We start from the raw sequence: 19,532 nt of genomic DNA on the forward strand, positions 1-19,532 counted from the left end.
CAATGGCACAATCGCGTTCGTACCAGGCCCTTCCCCAGCCACAGTCGCATCCGCCAACCGGTTCAGCCGTGTCGCGGAAGGTTTGTTAAACCACCAAATGCTTTCTCAAGGAAAGCGGAGGTCAGCGGAATATGAGCGAGACAACGTCCGTCTATCAAGCCTATCAAGGCAACACCTACCTCTTCGGCGGCAATGCGCCCTATGTCGAAGAAATGTACGAAAACTACCTGGCCAATCCCGGTAGCGTCCCGGACACCTGGCGAGAATATTTTGATGCCCTGCAGCATGTGCCTGCGGTGGATGGCAGCAATGCCAAGGACGTGCCCCACATGCCGGTCGTCAATGCCTTCGCCGAGCGCGCCAAGGCAGGTGGTACCAAGGTGGTGGTGGCCAGCGCCGATGCCGAAATGGGCCGCAAACGTACCGCCGTGCAACAGCTCATCGCTGCATACCGCAACGTGGGACAACGTTGGGCCGACCTGGATCCGCTCAAACGCACCGAGCGCCCGGCCATTCCAGAACTCGAACCGTCGTTCTACGGCTTCAGTGACTCTGACCTGGAAACGGTGTTTGACGCCAGCAACACGTTCTTCGGCAAAGAAAAAATGCCGCTGCGCGAATTGCTCAACGCATTGCACGAAACCTATTGCGGCACCATCGGTACCGAATTCATGTATGCCACCGACCAGAACCAGAAGCGCTGGTGGCAACAAAAGCTCGAAAGCATTCGCAGCAAACCTAATTTCAGCCCAGAACGCAAGAAGCGCATTCTGGATCGCCTGACGGCGGCCGAAGGCTTGGAACGTTTTCTGCACACCAAGTATGTCGGCCAGAAGCGCTTTTCGCTCGAAGGGGGCGAGAGCTTCATTGCCGCCATGGATGAACTGATCAGTGCAGCAGGTGCGCGGGGCGTCCAGGAAATCGTGATTGGCATGGCCCACCGTGGTCGGTTGAACGTGCTGGTCAACACACTGGGCAAGATGCCCAAGGACCTGTTCGCAGAATTCGACCACACTGCGCCTGAAGATCTGCCCTCCGGTGACGTGAAGTACCACCAGGGCTTTAGTTCCGATGTTTCGACCCCTGGCGGCCCCGTCCATTTATCGCTGGCCTTTAATCCTTCTCACCTGGAGATCGTGAACCCGGTGGTCGAAGGCTCTGTGCGGGCTCGCATGGACCGTCGCGCAGACCCGCAAGGCAAGCAGGTGCTGCCTGTGCTGGTGCATGGTGATGCGGCTTTTGCTGGCCAGGGCGTGAATCAGGAAACATTGGCATTGGCACAGACCCGTGGTTATTCCACCGGCGGCACAGTGCACATCATCATCAACAACCAGATCGGCTTCACGACCTCTGATCCGCGCGACATGCGGTCCACGTTGTACTGCACGGACATCGTCAAGATGATCGAGTCGCCGGTTCTGCACGTCAATGGCGACGACCCTGAAGCCGTCGTGCTGGCCATGCAGTTGGCGCTGGAATTCCGCATGGAGTTCTGCAAGGACGTGGTGCTGGACATCGTCTGCTTCCGCAAGCTCGGCCACAACGAGCAAGACACCCCCAGTCTGACGCAGCCCCTGATGTACAAGAAGATCGGTCAGCACCCCGGCACGCGCAAGCTGTATGCCGATCGCCTGGCCACGCAGGGCATGGGCGAAACCCTGGGCGACGACATGGCCAAAGCCTACCGCGCCGCCATGGATGCTGGTAAGCACACGGTCGATCCGGTGCTGACCAACTTCAAGAGCAAATACGCAGTGGACTGGAGTCCGTTCCTTGGCAAGAAGTGGACTGATGCTGGCGACACAGCGATTCCGTTGGCCGAATGGAAACGCCTGGCCGAGAAGATCACCACCATTCCAGAGTCTGTTTCACCGCACTCCTTGGTGAAGAAGGTCTATGACGACCGCGCTGCCATGGGCCGTGGGGAAGTCCCGGTGGACTGGGGCATGGGCGAGCACATGGCTTTCGCTTCGCTGGTGGCCAGTGGCTATCCGGTGCGTCTGTCGGGCGAAGACTGCGGTCGTGGCACCTTTACGCACCGCCACGCGGTCATTCATGACCAAAAGCGCGAGAAGTGGGACGTGGGCAGCTACATTCCGCTGCAGAACGTGGCGGACAACCAGGCGCCTTTTGTTGTCATTGATTCCATCCTGTCGGAAGAAGCGGTGTTGGCCTTCGAATACGGCTATGCCTCCAATGATCCGAACACGTTGGTGATCTGGGAGGCGCAGTTTGGCGACTTCGCCAACGGTGCGCAGGTCGTGATCGACCAGTTCATCGCTTCGGGTGAAGTGAAATGGGGCCGTGTGAACGGCATTACCCTGATGCTGCCGCACGGCTATGAAGGCCAGGGCCCCGAGCACAGTTCGGCCCGTCTCGAACGATTCATGCAGTTGGCGGCTGACGCCAATATGCAGATTGTGCAGCCCACTACGGCAAGCCAGATCTTCCATGTGCTGCGCCGCCAGATGGTGCGCAACCTGCGCAAGCCCCTGATCATCATGACGCCCAAGTCGCTGTTGCGTAACAAGGACGCGGCCTCGCCGTTGTCCGAGTTCACCAAGGGCAGTTTCCAGACGGTGATTCCGGAGCACAACCAGGATGTCGTGCGCAATGCTGCCAAGGTCAAGCGCGTCATCGCCTGCTCAGGCAAGGTGTATTACGACCTGGTCAAGCACCGCACTGAACTGGACAGCCTGGACGTGGCCATCGTGCGCGTCGAGCAGGTCTACCCATTCCCGCACAAGGCCTTTGCAGCGGAACTCAAGCGCTTCCCCAAGGCGACTGAGATCGTGTGGTGCCAGGACGAGCCGCAAAACCAGGGTGCCTGGTTCTTCATCCAGCACAACATCTACGAAAACATGCTCGATGGCCAAAAGTTGGGCTACTCGGGCCGTGCGGCCTCCGCATCGCCGGCGGTGGGTTATTCGCATCTGCACCAGGAGCAGCAAAAAGCCCTGGTCGAAGGTGCCTTCGCCAAGCTCAAGGGTTTTGTCCTGACCAAGTAAGGCCGGAAACCCCTCACTCAGTACAAAACACCTCTCTGGAAAGAATTCAAAATGGCTATCGTAGAAGTCAAAGTCCCCCAGTTGTCCGAGTCCGTGGCCGAGGCCACCATGCTGCAATGGAAGAAAAAGGCCGGTGATGCTGTCGCCATCGACGAGATCCTGATCGAGATTGAAACCGACAAGGTCGTACTCGAAGTGCCGGCGCCCGCTGCGGGCGTGCTGGCCGAGATCGTGCAGGCCGACGGCGCTACCGTGACGGCAGAGCAACTCATCGCGCGCATCGACACCGAAGGCAAAGTCGGTGCTGCACCCGCCGCTGCCGCGGCGCCTGCAGCACCGGCTGCAGTAGCGCCCGTCGCAGCCTCTGCAGGTGGCAGCAAGAATGATGTGGCCATGCCGGCTGCCGCCAAATTGCTGGCAGACAACCATTTGTCGGTCAGCGCCGTGGCAGGCACAGGCAAGGATGGTCGTGTGACCAAGGGCGATGTGCTCGCAGCCGTGGCTGGCGGCGTGCAGTCCACCGCCTCGGTGATTCCCACCGGCGTGCCGACCAAGACACTGCCCCAGGTCTTGGCTCCTGCGGCCAAGCCTGATCTGGGCGATCGTCCCGAGCAGCGTGTTCCCATGAGCCGCCTGCGCGCCCGTGTGGCCGAGCGTTTGCTGCAATCGCAATCGACCAATGCCATCCTTACCACGTTCAACGAAGTGAATATGGCCCCGGTGATGGAGATGCGCAAGAAGTTCCAGGACGCTTTCTCTAAAGAGCATGGCGTCAAGATTGGCTTCATGAGTTTCTTCGTGAAGGCGGCGGTGCATGCGCTCAAGAAGTACCCGGTGATCAATGCATCGGTCGACGGCAACGACATCGTGTACCACGGCTATTTCGACATCGGCATCGCTGTGGGTTCGCCCCGTGGTCTGGTGGTGCCGATTTTGCGCAACGCCGACCAGATGAGCTTTGCCGAGATCGAGAAAAAGATCGCCGAGTACGGCCAAAAGGCCAAGGACGGCAAGCTGGGCATTGAAGAAATGACGGGCGGCACGTTCTCCATCAGCAATGGCGGCACCTTCGGCTCCATGCTCTCCACGCCTATCATCAACCCGCCACAGTCAGCGATTCTGGGCGTACACGCGACCAAGGACCGTGCCGTGGTGGAAAACGGCCAGATCGTCATCCGTCCGATGAACTACCTGGCCATGTCGTACGACCACCGCATCATCGACGGCCGCGAAGCCGTTCTGGGCCTGGTCGCCATGAAGGAGGCTTTGGAAGATCCTTCCCGCCTGCTGTTCGACATCTAAGCCACTGCACGTGGCCCGACCCACCCGCGCGGCACCCTTGGGCGCTGCGCCTGGTGGGTTTTCAACCCATTGAATGAGGTTTTCCCCATGAGTAAACAATTTGACGTCATCGTCATCGGCGGTGGTCCCGGCGGTTACATCGGTGCAATTCGCGCTGCCCAGTTAGGCTTCAACGTTGCGTGCATTGACGAGTGGAAGAATGAAAAAGGCGGCCCCGCGCCTGGCGGCACCTGCACCAACGTGGGCTGCATTCCGTCCAAAGCGCTCCTGCAGTCGTCTGAGCATTTTGAACACGCCAACAAGCACTTTGCAGACCATGGCATCACCGCTACGGGCGTCAAGATGGACGTAGCCAAGATGGTCGGCCGCAAGGATGCGGTGGTGAAACAGAACAACGACGGCATCCTCTACCTGTTCAAGAAGAACAAGATCAGCTTCTTCCATGGCCGCGGCTCCTTTGTGCGCACGGTGGAAGGCGGCTACGAGATCAAGGTCGCCGGCGCTACTGAAGAGTCCCTGGTGGGCAAGCAAGTCATCGTGGCTACGGGGTCGAATGCGCGAGCGCTGCCTGGCGTGGCGTTTGATGAAGAGAACATCCTGTCCAACGACGGTGCACTGCGCATTGGCGCGGTGCCCAAGAAGCTGGGCGTGATCGGTTCGGGCGTGATCGGGCTGGAGATGGGTTCGGTCTGGCGCCGCCTGGGTGCCGAAGTCACCGTTCTGGAAGGCCTGTCCACCTTCCTCGGCGCCGTGGATGAGCAGATCGCCAAGGAAGCCAAGAAGGCCTTTGACAAGCAAGGCCTGAAGGTCGAGTTGGGCGTGAAAATTGGCGAAGTCAAGTCCGGCAAAAAGGGCGTGAACGTCGCCTACACCAACGCCAAGGGTGAGGCTGTCAGCCTGGATGTGGACAAGCTCATCGTGTCGATCGGCCGCGTGCCCAACACCATTGGCCTGAACCATGAGGCTGTGGGCTTGCAGCTGGACGAGCGCGGCGCCATCGTCGTCGATGCCGATTGCAAGACCAATCTGCCGGGCGTCTGGGCGGTGGGCGATGTGGTGCGCGGCCCCATGCTGGCCCATAAGGCAGAGGAAGAGGGCGTGGCCGTGGCCGAGCGTATCGCAGGCCAGCACGGACATGTCAATTTCAACACCATCCCCTGGGTCATCTACACCAGCCCAGAAATTGCCTGGGTGGGGCGCACCGAGCAGCAGCTCAAGCAGGAAGGTGTGCAGTACAAGGCGGGTACCTTCCCCTTCCTGGCCAATGGCCGCGCACGCGCCCTGGGTGACACCACGGGCATGGTCAAGTTTTTGGCCGATGCAAGCACAGATGAAATTCTGGGCGTACACATCGTCGGGCCTATGGCCAGCGAGTTGATTGCAGAAGCGGTGGTCGCCATGGAGTTCAAGGCCAGCAGCGAGGACATCGCCCGGATCTGCCACGCCCACCCGTCGCTCTCCGAATCGATGAAGGAAGCTGCGCTGGCAGTGGACAAGCGCACCTTGAACTTCTGATGTTTTTGTTTTGTAGAGAAATATGGCTCTAGCGCTTATTGGATAAGCGTTAGTAGCTATTGTTTTTATAGTATGGAGAATTGCCTTTGTCCTCGTCAGTAATCCAGGCTTACGAGGCTGAGCTGGCCAGCAAGGGCTTTCAGAGCGACCCGGCGCAACTGCGCGCGGTGCAGGCCCTGCAGCGCTGTGCCGACGAGTGGGCTGCCTATAAGTCCAAGCGCTCCAGCGCCCTGAAGAAGCTGATCAACCGCCCCGATATTCCGCGGGGCGTGTACATGTACGGCGGAGTGGGGCGCGGCAAGAGCTTCCTCATGGATTGCTTCTTCAATGCCGTGCCGCTCAAGCGCAAGGTGCGCCTGCACTTTCACGAATTCATGCGCGAGGTGCACCGCGAGTTGGCTGGCCTGCAAGGTACGGTGAACCCGCTGGATGTGCTGGGCGCACGCATTGCCAAGCGCTACAAGCTGATCTGCTTCGATGAATTTCACGTGGCGGACATTACCGACGCCATGATCCTGCACCGGCTGCTGGCGGCCCTGTTCGAAAATGGTGTGGGATTTGTCACCACCTCTAATTTCGAACCCGATGGCCTGTATCCGAACGGCTTGCACCGCGACCGCATCCTGCCCGCCATCGCTTTACTGAAAGAGCGCATGGAAGTCATCAACGTCGACAACGGCACCGACTACCGCAGCCGCACCCTGGAGCAGGTTCAGCTGTACCACACGCCGCTAGGGGCTCTGGCCGACGCTGAGATGGAGCGCACTTTCGATCAGCTGGCGGAGGTGCGCGATGAAGACCCGGTGCTGTACATTGAAGCCCGTGAAATTACGGCACGGCGCAAGGCGGGCGGAGTGGTGTGGTTCGATTTTCGTACCCTGTGCGGCGGGCCGCGATCGCAGAATGACTACCTCGAAATCGCCACGCAGTTCCATACTGTGCTGCTTTCTGATGTGCCCTACATGCCCGTCAGCATGGCGTCGCCTGCGCGGCGTTTCACTTGGCTTATTGACGTGCTGTACGACCGGCGCGTCAAGCTCATTCTCTCTGCCGCGGTGCCGCCCGAGCAGCTTTACACCGAAGGACCGCTGGTGCATGAATTTCCACGCACGGTCTCGCGCCTCAATGAAATGCAGTCCAAGGAATACCTGGCCCTGGAACGCCGCGTCGTCGACACGGGGTTGACGTGAAGCGGACAGTCTCTCTGGCCTTCCTGGGCGCCGCTTTCATGGCCATGGCCGCCTGGGCCCAGGTGTTGCCGGAGGAAGGGCGTGCGGCTTCCGTTCCCGCACCCTCTGAAGCGTCTGCCCGGGCCGCTGGGCGACAGGCCGTGCGCAAGGAGCGGGAGGCCATCGCCCAGGCTTTGCGGCAGTCCGAGGCTGATTGCTACCAGCGTTTCGCCGTTGAAGACTGCCTGCGCAAGGCCCGGCGCCATGCACGCGATGCCCAGGCTGTGCTGCGCCAGCGCGAGTCCGTGTGGGATGAGGCCGAGCGCCAGGAGCGTGCGGCCCAGCGTCTCGAAGACATCCGGCAGCGCCAGCGCGCGCGCACCGCACCGGTACCAACTCCTGCGCGGCCTGCGGTAGCCCCAGGCCGCGTTGACCGCAATACGGAAGAGGCCCACGCGGATCAGCGTGCCCATCATCTGGCAGAGCGCCAGCGAGCCGCACGCAAAGCCCAGGCACAGCACAACCAGGCTGTGCAGCAAAAGGCAGAGAGCGAACGCTTGCGGCGAGCCGAACGCTTGCAGGCCGCCACGGCCCGCAAGGCGCGTGTGCAGCAACGGCAAGCCGACGAAGCTGCTCAAGGTAAAAAGCCCGCAGCGCCCTTGCCGCCCTGAGCCGTTACCGCCGAGCGGGCCAGGCCTATGTGCAGATCAGGTCTTGACCGCTGGCGAAATACCGAGCGGTGGCACCAAAGGTGCGACCTTTTTTTCTTCCTGCAGGGCTTCAATCTTCACGATCACCAGCGACAGGTTGTCGCCGCCGCCCCGGGCACGCACGCGCGCTTTCTCGATCAGAAACTCGGTGGCTTCGCGGGGGGTGAGCGAGTCCACGACCGAACCCAGTTCGGTGGGAGAAAAATAGTGCCATACGCCATCACTGCAGGCCAGCAGCACATCGCCCGGATGCAGTTGGTGAATCATGTGGGTGGCGATAGGCGGGTCGCTCTCGGTGCCCAGGCAACCCACCAGAATGTTGGAATGCGGGTGGTTGTTGGCCTCGGCTTCGGTGATCTCGCCCCGGTCTACCAATGCCTGCACGTACGAATGGTCGCTGGTGCGGTGCATCATGCGGCCATTTTGGAAATGATAGATCCGCGAATCCCCCGCATGTGCCCAGTGGCAGTCCCCCCTTGGATTGATGAGGAAGGCTGTAATGGTGCTGTGGGGTTCTTGCTCTGACGTGATGGCGGTCAGCCGGATGACGATATGCGCTTCCTGCACCAGGGCTTTGAGCATGGTCACAGGATCATCGGTTTCGGGAGAGTAGCGCTCGAACAACTGGCGTGCGGTCAGCATGACCTGATCAGAGGCCTTGCGGCCCCCGCTGCGGCCCCCCATGCCATCGGCCAGCACCGCTAGAACGCAGCCGTTGTAGCGCGGATGCGAGAGCAGGGCGACCTGATCCTGCTGGTATTCCCGGTCACCTTTGTGGATGCCGGTTGAGGCGCTGAGGCGAATCGCTTTGGACATTCCGTTGATTGTGGATGAAGCAGAGATTGCCGGAACCTGGACAGACCATTAGAGCGCGTATTATCAAGCGCTGTGTGGCGTTTTTACCATGCCACGACGCCCCCAGGGGCCCGCTCTGTCTTGGATTTGTCGCAAACACCCCTCGAAAACCCCCTCTCATCGCTTGCCCGGTGTGTGGAGCAGTCGTTTGCGCCCGGGGGGGCGCTCTCTCGCACCGAAGCCGATTTTCGGCCCCGGCCGGGCCAGCTGCGTATGGCGCTGGCGGTGGCCCGGACCATAGAGCAGGGTGGTGTGCTGGTGGTTGAAGCGGGCACCGGCGTGGGTAAAACTTTTTCTTACCTGGTGCCGGCACTGCTCAGCGGTGAGAAGGTGCTGCTCTCCACCGCCACCAAGGCCTTGCAGGACCAGTTACATGCGCGGGACTTGCCGCGCCTGGTGCAGGCGCTGGGCCTGCCCGTGCGCACGGCGCTGCTCAAGGGCCGGGGCAGTTACCTGTGCCTGCATCGGCTTGAGCAGGCCCGCCAGCACAGCGCCGTCCATGACGGCAGCGTGGCACAGACGCTGGCCCGCATCGAGCTGTGGGCCCAGACCACCCGCTCCGGAGATCTGGCAGAACTGCCCGCACTGGATGAACGGTCGGCGGCCATCCCGCTGGCCACGTCGACGCGCGACAACTGCCTAGGCTCGCAATGCCCGCAGTTTCGACAGTGCCATGTGCTCCAGGCGCGGCGTGAAGCCTTGGAGGCCGATATCGTGGTCATCAACCACCACCTATTCTTCGCAGACAGTGCAGTGCGTGAATCAGGCATAGCTGAATTGCTGCCCACAGTGCGCGTAGTGGTGTTCGATGAAGCCCACCAACTCAATGAAACGGGAGTTCTGTTTCTTGGACGGCAGCTTGGCACGGGGCAATTGCTGGATTTTGCGCGAGACCTGCTGGCCGTGGGCTTGCAGCGCGCGCGTGGCATGGCCGACTGGCAAGGGCTGGGCGTGCAGATGGAACGTGCAGCCCGTGACCTGCGATTACTGTCCGACAAAGTCTGGCCTGCGACTCGCCTGCCCTGGGAGGGCGAGGTACCCGAAGGCCTTTCTGCCGTCGCCTGGCACGGTGCATTGGCCCAGGTCATGCAGGCCTGTCGCCAGGCACTCCAGTCGCTGGAGGTGGTGTGCGCGATGGCTCCGGATTTTGCGCGCTTGCAAGAGCGCAGCCTGGCGATTCTGGCAAGCCTGGAACAGTTTGCCGGGCCTTGTGCGCATGACGCTGTGCGCTGGGTGGAGGCGGGCACCCAATTGCAGATGGTAGAGGCGCCGCTTGATATTGCGGTCTCTATGCAGGCGCGGTTGCAAGACTCCTTGGCGGTAACCGATGGCGAGGAGACTGGTCGCAGGCCGGGTGAAAATCAGGAGCGCGCACGTGCCTGGATCTTCACCTCGGCAACGCTGGGAACCGATCCCCAACTGCGCTGGTTTACCGAGCCTTGCGGCCTGCAGGGTGCCGAAGTCCTGCGTGTGGAAAGCCCGTTTGATTACGCGGCCCAGTCGGCGGTGTACGTGCCTCGGCATCTGGTGTCGCCCACTGACCTGCAGCACGGCCCGCAACTGGCCCAGCTGGTGGGAGATGCTGCGCAGCGTTTGGGCGGACGCACCCTGGTGCTGACGACCACCCTCAAGGCCCTGCGCCTGCTCGGTCATCTGCTGCAGGCACGGTTTGCGGATGGTTCGGCGGGGCTGGAAGTCCTGGTGCAGGGCCAGGGAGCAAAACGCCGATTGATGGACCGGTTTCGCATCGGAAGCAGCCAGGGACAGGCAGGCTGCATTTTGGTGGCGTCCGCGTCGTTCTGGGAAGGGTTTGACGTGCCGGGGGATGCGCTGCAAATGGTAGTGATCGATAAACTGCCTTTTCCGCCCCCGGATGATCCTTTGGTCAAGGCGCGTTCACACCGCATTGAGCAGGCTGGGCACCGCTCTTTCAAAAACTATTCGTTGCCCGAGGCCGCGGTGGCGCTGCGGCAAGGGGCCGGCCGCCTGATTCGGCATGAATCAGATGCCGGTGTTCTGGTGATTGGTGATACGCGGCTGGTGACCAAAGGCTATGGTCGGCAATTGCTGGCAGCCTTGCCGCCCATGCGCCAGCTTCAGTCAGAGCAGGAGTTTGCCCAAGCGCTGGATGCGCTCACCAGAACTTCCACCAAGGATTCGTCTTGCCCTTGAGGCCGTGCTGCATGTAGCTGCTTTGCGGAAAGGTGGTGTCCATGACGCGGCGGGCGTCATCACGCAATTGGGTCAGTCCCAGGGCATCGTAGGACTGGATCAGAATGTACAGGGCCTCTTCGGTGGCTGGTACGGCCTGGTAGTCGGCCAGCGCGCTTTGTGCCCGGGCGATGGCAGCCACGTAAGCACCCCGCTGAAAGTAGTAGCGCGCCACATGCACTTCGTACTGCGCCAGCGAGTTGACGATGTAGGTCATTCGCAGACGTGCATCCTGGGCATAGCGGGATTCGGGAAAGCGGGTGGTCAACTCACGGAAGGACTCAAAAGAGTCTTTGGCGGCCTTCTGGTCGCGCTCCGACAGGTCCTGCTGCGACAACCACGAGAACATGCCCAGGTTGTCATTGAAATTGACCAGTCCCTTGAGGTAGAGCGCGTAGTCCAGCGCCGGGCTGGCCGGGTGCAGCTTCATGAAGCGGTCCAGCGTTGCCAACGCCTGGGCTTTCTCGCCACCCTTGTACTGTGCATAAGCCTTGTCGAGCTGGGCCTGCTGTGCCAGCGGCGTGCCGGCGGCGCGGCCTTCGAGTTTTTCAAACAAGGGTACGGCCTTGTCATAGCTGCCACCATTGAGCTCGTCGCGGGCCTCTGCATAGATGCGTTCGGTGGTCCAGCCTGCGGTCTTGTCTTCCGGAGTGCTGGAGCAGCCTGCGGTAAGCAGGCTCGCAGCCAACAGGACAGGGACGATCGCAATGGGTGCACGCAGCATGGCAGGCAGCTTTCTGGCAAAAACAAGGAAATTCCTGGGACACCGCAGCCGGTGGCGGCGTAGGACGAGAGCGGGCCATTGTAGCGGTCACGGGTCGCCCGGGGCGCTGCTGATCGATTGCGTCCGGGCGGAGGGCCTGGGGCTTTCTACAATGCCTGCATGTTTGTTCATTTGCGCCTGCACACCGAATTTTCCGTCGTTGACGGCACCAACCGCATCGACGAGGTGGTTGCCACCGCCGCCGCCGATGGCCAGCCTGCGCTGGCCATCACCGACTTCAATAACCTGTTTGGCGCCATCAAGTTTTACAAGGCAGCGCGAGGCAAGGGTGTCAAGCCGCTCCTGGGCGCCGAGATCCTGCTCGAGGGCGAGGGGGCCGCTGCTCCCACACGCCTGGTGCTGTTGGTGCAAGGCCCGCAGGGCTATCTGAACCTTTCGGAGTTGCTGGCACGCGCCTGGACACGCAATGTGGTGAAAAACCTGGCGGTCTGCACCTGGCAATGGCTGCAGGAGCTGGGCGAAGGGCTGATTGCGTTGTCGGGAGCCCAGGCCGGGCCGGTGGGGCAAGCCCTGGTACGGGGAGATGAGACCGGCGGCGCTGACCTTGCGCTGCGGCTGGCGGGCATATTCCCGCACCGTTTTTATCTGGAAGTGCAGCGTGCCGGGCGCCCGGACGACGAAGCCCATGTGGTGGCTGCTGTGCAGTTGGCGGTGCGTCTGAACCTACCGGTGGTCGCCACCCATCCGGTGCAGTTTGCCGCCCCGGAGGATTACGAAGCGCACGAAGCGCGGGTGTGCATTGCCGAGGGGGAAATCCTGGGCAATGCCCGCCGCGTGCGCCGCTTTACCCGTGAGCAGTATTTCAAATCTGCCGCGCAGATGGAAGCGTTGTTTGCCGATGTGCCCTCGGCCGTGGCCAACACAGCCGAGATCGCGCAGCGCTGCAATTTGTCGCTGGTGCTGGGCAAACCGCAACTGCCCAACTTCCCCACGCCCGGCGGCATGCCCATTGAAGAGTATTTTCGGGTGGCGTCTTTCGAGGGCCTTGAGGACCGGCTGGCGCATCTCTACCCGGACGCTGCCGTGCGCGACCAGCAGCGTGCGCGGTACGTGGAGCGCCTGGAATTCGAACTAGGCACCATCCTCAAGATGGGGTTTCCGGGTTACTTCCTCATCGTGGGCGACTTTATCCAGTGGGCCAAAAGCAATGGCTGTCCGGTGGGGCCGGGTCGGGGATCGGGCGCGGGTTCGTTGGTGGCCTATGCGCTCAAGATCACCGACCTTGACCCCTTGCAATACAACCTGCTGTTCGAGCGTTTCCTCAATCCCGAGCGGGTATCCATGCCCGACTTTGACATCGACTTCTGTCAGGCCAACCGCGATCGGGTGATCGACTATGTGAAGGACAAGTACGGCAAGGACGCCGTCAGCCAGATCGCTACCTTTGGCACCATGGCGGCCAAGGCGGCCATTCGTGACGTGGGCCGGGTCATGGACATGAGCTACATGTTCTGTGATGGCATCTCCAAGCTCGTGCCTGCCAAGCCGGGCATGTCGTACACGCTGCAATACCCTCCGGATCCCAAAAAGGACGGCGATAAAAACAACTACGCCCTGGAGCTTGAACCCCAGCTTTACGAGCGCGTGCGCAAAGAGGAGGACGTGCGTACCGTCATCGAGATGGCGCAAAAGCTCGAAGGCATGACGCGCAATATCGGCATGCACGCAGGCGGCGTGCTGATTGCGCCGGGCAAGCTCACCGATTTTTGCCCGCTGTACCAGCAGCCCGGCAGCGACTCGGCCGTGAGCCAGTACGACAAGGACGATGTGGAAGCCATTGGCCTGGTGAAGTTCGACTTCTTGGGGTTGGCCACGCTGACCATCCTGGAGATTGCCAAGGACTTCATTGTTCAGCGCCACAAGGGACAGGAGAGCTTCGCTTTCGAGAACATCCCGCTCAACGATCGTGCAACCTACCAGCTGTTTTCAGATGGCAAGACCGAGGCCGTGTTCCAGTTTGAAAGCCGGGGCATGCAAGGCATGCTCAAGGAGGCGCGGCCCTCGCGGCTTGAAGACCTGATTGCCCTCAATGCCCTGTACCGTCCGGGCCCCATGGATCTGATCCCGAGCTTCGTGAACCGCAAGCACGGGCGGGAAGAGGTGGAATACCCGCACCCGCTGGTCGAGCCCGTGCTGGCCGAGACCTACGGCATCATGGTCTACCAGGAGCAGGTGATGCAGACCGCCCAGGTGCTGGGCGGCTACAGCCTGGGTGGCGCCGACATGCTGCGCCGGGCCATGGGCAAGAAGAAGGCCGAGGAGATGGCCGAGCACCGTGCCATCTTCCGCAAGGGCGCTGCGGAGAAGGGCATCGGCCAGGAGAAGGCCGACGAGGTGTTCGACCTGATGGAGAAGTTCGCGGGCTACGGCTTCAACAAGTCGCACGCCGCCGCCTACTCGCTGCTGGCCTACCACACGGGCTGGCTCAAGGTGCACTACACGGCCGAGTTCTTCTGCGCCAACATGACCGTGGAAATGGACGATACCGACAAGCTCAAGGTCTTGTTCGAGGACGCCCGCAAGAACTTCAAAATGGAGTTCGAACCCCCCAACATCAACCGGGGGCGCTACCGTTTCGAGCCCGTCACCAACACCGTGATCCGCTATGGCCTGGGCGCCGTCAAGGGTACGGGCCAGCAAGCCATCGAGGCGATCGTCGCTGCGCGCGAAGGCCGCGGCGAAGGGCCGCAGGGTACAACGTGCGGCCCTTTCACCAGCTTGTTTGACTTCTGCGTGCGTGTGGACCGCAGCAAGATCAACAAGCGCACGGTCGATGCGCTTATCAAGGCCGGGGCCTTTGATTCGCTTGACCAACACCGCGCCGCGCTCTCGGCGTCGCTGGATCGGGCCTTCGATTTTTCTACAGCCACCCTGGCCAACGTCAACCAGGGCGGGTTATTTGACATGATGGGCGACGATGCCCACGGCTCCAGTACCCAGGAGCCCGACCTGGTGGATGTGCCGCCCTGGGGTGTTCGTGAGCGCTTGATGTTCGAAAAATCGGCGCTGGGCTTTTACCTCTCCGGCCATTTGTTCGATGAATCTGCGCGGGAAGTGGGCCGTTTTGTGCGGACTCGACTGGATGAGTTGAGCGAAGGCCGTGAAACCCAGACTGTTGCCGGCATCGTCAGTGACTTTCGCGTGGTCAACGGCCAGCGCGGGAGGCAGGGGATTTTTCAACTCGACGATGGAGCGGGCAGGGTAGAGGCGTCGGCCAGCGAGGCCGTCATCACGGCGTTCCGCGACCAGCTCAAAGACGATGAGCTGGTCATCATCAGTGGCCGCCTGCAACCTGGGCGCAACGGCTTTGAGGCCCGTTTTATCGTGCAGCAGGTCATGGATCTGGCGACCGCACGCTGCCGTTTTGGCAAATACCTGCGCGTGGCTGTAGGAGATAAGCCGCCCGAAGTCGCTCGCCTGCTGCGTGAATTCTCACCCCGCCGGGAGAGCACTGAACAAGGTGAATTGCTGCATGGCCTGCGCGTGCGCCTGGGTGTGCGTTGCATTGCAGGGGGGCAGGGCGCCACGGCAGAGTTGCAGCTGAGCGAGGCCCACCGTACCTATCCCACCGATGCAGCGCTGGCGGCCTGGCGCGCCCAGGCCGCCGGTGGCGATGCCGTGGTGGTCTATGAATGAAGCGTCAGGACCCGGGGTTTGAAATGGCCCCTATCGTGGTCATATTTCCCTTGCAAGCAATCGAATCCGCGGGTCGCTAGAATGAAATTAATGGCAACTAAACCCCCTTCAATTTCCCCTGCGCCCGCCGTGCAACGGCCTTCGCCGGACGACGGCGGTTCGGTCGTGCTGGAGCGGCGCACCCAAAAGGCCAAGCCGCCGCAGATGTACCAGGTGCTGATGCTCAACGACGACTACACCCCCATGGAGTTCGTCATCGTTGTTTTGCAGGAGTTTTTCAGCAAGGACCGCGAAACAGCCACCCAGATCATGCTCAAGATCCATCTGGACGGCAAAGGTGTCTGCGGCGTGTATTCGCGCGACATTGCCGCCACCAAGGTCGATCAGGTGCTCGATGCCGCACATCAGGCAGGTCATCCGCTGCAGTGCGTCAGTGAGCCGGTTGAATAAATGACCGTCCGCCCCGATCTACCCACCAATACCTTACCTGCAAGCACAAAGGAGTTCATATGATTGCCCAGGAACTGGAAGTAAGCTTGCACATGGCCTTTGTGGAGGCCCGCCAGCAACGCCACGAATTCATTACCGTCGAGCATTTGTTGCTTGCCCTGCTCGACAACCCCAGCGCAGCTGAAGTTTTACGCGCTTGTTCGGCCAATATCGATGATTTGCGCTCATCTTTGGCGAACTTCATCAAAGACAACACCCCCCAGGTGGCAGGTACCGATGAGGTGGATACGCAGCCCACGCTGGGTTTCCAGCGCGTCATCCAGCGCGCCATCATGCATGTGCAGTCCACTGGCAATGGCAAGAAGGAGGTGAACGGCGCCAACGTGCTCGTCGCCATCTTTGGTGAGAAAGACTCGCATGCCGTGTATTACCTGCACCAGCAGGGCGTGACGCGCCTGGACGTGGTCAATTTCATTGCCCACGGCATCAAAAAGGGCGAACCGCCAGAGCCTGCCAAGGGGTCGGAAGGCCCCGCAGAGAACGAGGAAGGGCCGAGCGGCGAAAAGAGCGAGAAAGCCTCGCCCCTGGAGCAGTTCACGCAAAACCTCAACCAGCTGGCCAAGGACGGCAAGATCGATCCCCTGATTGGCCGCCACTTCGAGGTGGAGCGCACCATTCAGATTCTGTGCCGCCGCCGCAAGAACAACCCACTGCTGGTGGGTGAGGCCGGCGTGGGTAAAACCGCCATTGCCGAGGGCCTCGCCTGGCGCATCACACAAAACGACGTGCCCGAGATTCTGGCCGAGGCCGTGGTGTATTCGCTCGATATGGGTGCCTTGCTGGCGGGTACGAAATACCGGGGTGATTTTGAGCAGCGTCTCAAGGGGGTTCTCAAGTCCCTCAAGGACAAGCCCAACGCCATCTTGTTCATTGACGAAATCCACACGCTGATTGGTGCGGGGGCGGCCTCGGGTGGCACGCTGGATGCGTCCAATCTGCTCAAGCCGGCGCTCAGCTCTGGTGCACTCAAATGCATCGGTGCCACCACGTTCACGGAATACCGTGGCATCTTTGAAAAAGACGCTGCGCTGTCGCGCCGTTTCCAGAAGGTGGATGTGGTTGAGCCTACCGTGCAGGAGACCATCGACATCCTCAAGGGTCTGAAATCGCGCTTCGAAGAGCACCACAGCGTGAAATATGCTGCGGCGGCACTGCAGGCTGCGGCAGAGTTGAGCGCCAAGTACATCAACGATCGCCATTTGCCCGACAAGGCCATCGACGTGATCGACGAGGCGGGCGCCGCACAGCGCATCCTGGTGCCCAGCAAGCGCAAGAAGACCATCGGCAAGACCGAGATCGAGGAAATCGTGGCAAAAATCGCCCGCATTCCCCCGGCCAACGTGTCCAACGACGATCGGGGCAAGCTGCAAACGCTGGAGCGCGACCTCAAGAGCGTGGTGTTTGGCCAGGACAAGGCGCTCGAAGTGCTTGCGTCCAGCGTCAAAATGGCCCGCTCGGGCCTGGGCAAGGGTGACAAGCCGATTGGTTCGTTCCTGTTCAGCGGCCCCACGGGCGTGGGCAAGACCGAAGCAGCCAAGCAGCTGGCCTATATTCTGGGCATCGAGCTGATCCGCTTCGACATGTCGGAGTACATGGAACGCCATGCCGTCAGTCGCATGATTGGTGCGCCCCCCGGCTACGTGGGCTTTGACCAGGGTGGCCTGTTGACCGAAGCCGTGACCAAGAAGCCGCACTCGGTGTTGCTGCTCGATGAAATCGAGAAGGCGCATCCAGACATCTTCAACGTGCTGCTGCAGGTCATGGACCACGGCACGCTGACCGACAACAACGGACGCAAGGCCGACTTCCGCAACGTCATCATCATCATGACGACCAACGCGGGTGCCGAGACCATGAACAAGGCCACCATTGGCTTTACCAACCCGCGCCAGGCGGGCGACGAAATGGGCGACATCAAGCGCCTGTTCACGCCCGAATTCCGCAACCGGCTGGACGCCATCGTCAGCTTCAAGGCGCTGGACGAGCAGATCATCCTGCGCGTGGTGGACAAGTTCCTGCTGCAATTGGAAACGCAACTGGCCGAGAAGAAGGTGGAAGTCACCTTCACCGACACGCTGCGCAAGTTCCTGGCCAAGAAGGGCTTCGACCCTCTCATGGGCGCACGCCCTATGCAGCGCCTGATCCAGGACACCATTCGCCGCGCCTTGGCAGACGAGTTGCTCTTTGGCCGCTTGCAGGACGGTGGCCGCCTGACGGTGGACATGGACGTCAAGACGGACGAGAAGGGTGTCGAAACGGGCGAGGTGCTTCTGGACATTCAGCCGCTGCCCAAGAAGGAACGGTTGGCCAAGTCGGAGCCTGCAGAGCCGGAAGAGGCGACCGCCGGGTAAGCCCGGTCCTGGCCGCACCTGTGTGCCGCCTGCCAGTGCAAAGCCAGCCACCGCCGAGGTGGCTGGCTTTTTTGCTATTGAATCAATAGCTTTTGGCGCTTTATTGGCATGCGTCTGATGGCTAATTCTGTTTCCAAATCATTCGTGTCTAGGCGCGAAGCCTACGATCAGTGCTGTAGCACGGCAAGGCAAAGCAACAACGACACGGGTGATTTAGAAATGGAATCAGGTGATGAATCTATGCGCGTGCGTTATTCAGGGGGCGGGCGTGGAGTCGCCGTCATTGCTGCGTTCCACCCGGTTGCGTCCGGCTTCCTTGCCACGGTAGAGCGCGGCATCGGCCTGCTGCATGGCGCTGTCAAACTCGTCCACACTGGCAAAACTCTGCGACACCCCGATGGTGGCCGTGCAATGGATGGATTCGCCGCCACGGATGGGTATCTGATGGTCTTCAATGGCTGCACGCAGGCGATGGGCCAGGCGCATCGCGCCCGCACTGTCTGTTTCCAGACAGACGGCGACGAACTCCTCGCCACCCACGCGGGATGTCAGATCTCCCTTGCGCGCGTTCTCACGCAACACGTCGGCCACATGGCACAGCACCGTATCGCCTGCCTTGTGGCCGTAGGCGTCGTTGATGCGCTTGAAATAGTCGATGTCCACGATAAACAGGTGCGCAGGCACTGCAGTGCGCGAACGGAAATACGCCTCCAGCGCCTCGCTCAGGCCGCGCCGGTTCAACAATTGCGTCAGTGGATCGCGTGCCGCCATGGCGCGCAGATCGTCCGTCAGGCGGCGCAGCACCAGCCAGATCATCGAAGGCGCCAGCACGGTGGCCAGGAAAGACATGTAGATGTAGAACACCATCTGGAAACGGCTTCCCATGTCCAGTGTCTGCAGCCCTCCTGTCAGGACGTTCACGAACTTCGCGGCGTTCAGCGCGCAAATGCCGCCGATAAGGACGGCGAACAGCACCATCTCGATATGCAGTTGCCTGGCGAAGGTGCGCACGCCGTAGATGACGGTGACCATCATGGCCAGAAAAGCCAGTGCCGACAGGCCGGACAGCATGGCGTAGCGGGCCACCGACCCCAGCGTCCACTGCACCAGCAACTGCAGGGCGGTGTAGGCCAGCGCCAGTGTGATCAGCGGGCGCCACAGCGGCGCAGGGCGGTCGAAAAAACGCATGGCGCCCACCCAAAAAACGGCCGGCACGCAGAGGGTCAGCGTATGGTTGAGCACGCTCATCAGGTTCCAGCCCGGCGGCCCGCCCAGCAGTTGCAGGACGTAGGCCGAGCCCAGCAGCAGGTTGCCGACAGCGAAAGCATCCATGCCCATCTTTTTGCCATGCAGGCGCGCGCCGATCAGCAGGAACATTCCGCCAAAGCACAGCAAATGCACGCACAGCATGCCGACGATGACGGTTGCAACCATGGATTCGTGTGGGAAAAAATGAACGGATCGGGAGTGGGGTGGAAGGG

At 61.2% G+C, this 19,532-nt stretch carries 12 protein-coding genes; 9 read left to right on the top strand and 3 right to left on the bottom strand.

All coding sequences use genetic code 11. The features are described from left to right. The first annotated feature begins 131 nt into the window (after positions 1-131). From ACYVOC_RS12050 to ACYVOC_RS12070, 5 genes are all read left to right on the top strand, one after another. Positions 132-3,008: a 2-oxoglutarate dehydrogenase E1 component gene (locus ACYVOC_RS12050; protein WP_116003997.1), complete on the top strand. Its 2,877-nt coding sequence runs from the start codon at positions 132-134 to the stop codon at positions 3,006-3,008. Between the two features lie 51 nt (positions 3,009-3,059). Then, complete coding sequence (odhB, locus tag ACYVOC_RS12055; RefSeq protein ID WP_461161969.1) at positions 3,060-4,310, top strand: 2-oxoglutarate dehydrogenase complex dihydrolipoyllysine-residue succinyltransferase; 1,251 nt, start codon at positions 3,060-3,062, stop codon at positions 4,308-4,310. Positions 4,311-4,397: 87 nt separating this feature from the next. After that, positions 4,398-5,825 (top strand): dihydrolipoyl dehydrogenase, encoded by a 1,428-nt coding sequence (lpdA, locus tag ACYVOC_RS12060; RefSeq protein ID WP_461161970.1) that lies wholly within the window; start codon positions 4,398-4,400, stop codon positions 5,823-5,825. 86 nt (positions 5,826-5,911) lie between these two features. Continuing rightward, positions 5,912-7,015, top strand: coding sequence for a cell division protein ZapE (gene zapE, locus ACYVOC_RS12065; protein ID WP_461161971.1), 1,104 nt, complete (start codon positions 5,912-5,914; stop codon positions 7,013-7,015). Further along, positions 7,012-7,665, top strand: a complete 654-nt coding sequence (locus ACYVOC_RS12070) for a hypothetical protein (protein ID WP_461161972.1) — start codon at positions 7,012-7,014, stop codon at positions 7,663-7,665. The genes zapE and ACYVOC_RS12070 overlap by 4 nt, the downstream gene beginning before the upstream one ends. 36 nt (positions 7,666-7,701) lie before the next feature. Here ACYVOC_RS12070 and ACYVOC_RS12075 read toward each other — a convergent pair whose 3' ends face one another. Beyond that, positions 7,702-8,520 carry a PP2C family protein-serine/threonine phosphatase gene (locus tag ACYVOC_RS12075; protein WP_116003992.1) on the bottom strand — a complete coding sequence of 273 codons (819 nt, stop codon included), beginning with the start codon at positions 8,518-8,520 and terminating at the stop codon, positions 7,702-7,704. A 126-nt stretch (positions 8,521-8,646) separates the two neighbouring features. Here ACYVOC_RS12075 and ACYVOC_RS12080 point away from each other — a divergent pair, with 126 nt between their 5' ends. Beyond that, positions 8,647-10,731, top strand: a complete 2,085-nt coding sequence (locus ACYVOC_RS12080; protein WP_461161973.1) for an ATP-dependent DNA helicase — start codon at positions 8,647-8,649, stop codon at positions 10,729-10,731. Here ACYVOC_RS12080 and ACYVOC_RS12085 read toward each other — a convergent pair. Then, positions 10,694-11,494 carry an outer membrane protein assembly factor BamD gene (locus tag ACYVOC_RS12085; protein ID WP_116003990.1) on the bottom strand — a complete coding sequence of 267 codons (801 nt, stop codon included), beginning with the start codon at positions 11,492-11,494 and terminating at the stop codon, positions 10,694-10,696. The two genes, ACYVOC_RS12080 and ACYVOC_RS12085, sit on opposite strands and share 38 nt — an antisense overlap. A gap of 159 nt (positions 11,495-11,653) precedes the next feature. On the opposite strand from ACYVOC_RS12085, the gene dnaE reads away from it, so the two are divergent. The 3 genes from dnaE (at position 11,654) to clpA (ending at position 18,051) form a co-directional block, all read left to right on the top strand. Next, positions 11,654-15,190, top strand: coding sequence for a DNA polymerase III subunit alpha (gene dnaE / locus ACYVOC_RS12090; RefSeq protein ID WP_461161974.1), 3,537 nt, complete (start codon positions 11,654-11,656; stop codon positions 15,188-15,190). Positions 15,191-15,271: 81 nt separating this feature from the next. Further along, positions 15,272-15,640: an ATP-dependent Clp protease adapter ClpS gene (clpS, locus tag ACYVOC_RS12095; RefSeq protein ID WP_116003988.1), complete on the top strand. Its 369-nt coding sequence runs from the start codon at positions 15,272-15,274 to the stop codon at positions 15,638-15,640. 59 nt (positions 15,641-15,699) lie between these two features. After that, a complete protein-coding gene (clpA, locus tag ACYVOC_RS12100; RefSeq protein ID WP_116003987.1) occupies positions 15,700-18,051 on the top strand; it encodes an ATP-dependent Clp protease ATP-binding subunit ClpA in 2,352 nt (783 codons plus the stop codon). A 255-nt stretch (positions 18,052-18,306) separates the two neighbouring features. On the opposite strand, the gene ACYVOC_RS12105 is transcribed toward clpA, so the two are convergent. Next, complete coding sequence (locus ACYVOC_RS12105; RefSeq protein ID WP_461161975.1) at positions 18,307-19,485, bottom strand: GGDEF domain-containing protein; 1,179 nt, start codon at positions 19,483-19,485, stop codon at positions 18,307-18,309. Between the last annotated feature and the right edge of the window lie 47 nt (positions 19,486-19,532).

The organism is Simplicispira piscis, from assembly GCF_054783455.1.

Coding starts and splice junctions, on each gene's coding strand:
- ACYVOC_RS12050 (WP_116003997.1), top strand. CDS start 132: ATGAGCGAGACAACGTCCGTCTATCAAGCCTATCAAGGCAACACCTAC.
- odhB (WP_461161969.1), top strand. CDS start 3,060: ATGGCTATCGTAGAAGTCAAAGTCCCCCAGTTGTCCGAGTCCGTGGCC.
- lpdA (WP_461161970.1), top strand. CDS start 4,398: ATGAGTAAACAATTTGACGTCATCGTCATCGGCGGTGGTCCCGGCGGT.
- ACYVOC_RS12075 (WP_116003992.1), bottom strand. CDS start 8,520: ATGTCCAAAGCGATTCGCCTCAGCGCCTCAACCGGCATCCACAAAGGT.
- ACYVOC_RS12085 (WP_116003990.1), bottom strand. CDS start 11,494: ATGCTGCGTGCACCCATTGCGATCGTCCCTGTCCTGTTGGCTGCGAGC.
- dnaE (WP_461161974.1), top strand. CDS start 11,654: ATGTTTGTTCATTTGCGCCTGCACACCGAATTTTCCGTCGTTGACGGC.
- clpS (WP_116003988.1), top strand. CDS start 15,272: ATGAAATTAATGGCAACTAAACCCCCTTCAATTTCCCCTGCGCCCGCC.
- clpA (WP_116003987.1), top strand. CDS start 15,700: ATGATTGCCCAGGAACTGGAAGTAAGCTTGCACATGGCCTTTGTGGAG.
- ACYVOC_RS12105 (WP_461161975.1), bottom strand. CDS start 19,485: ATGGTTGCAACCGTCATCGTCGGCATGCTGTGCGTGCATTTGCTGTGC.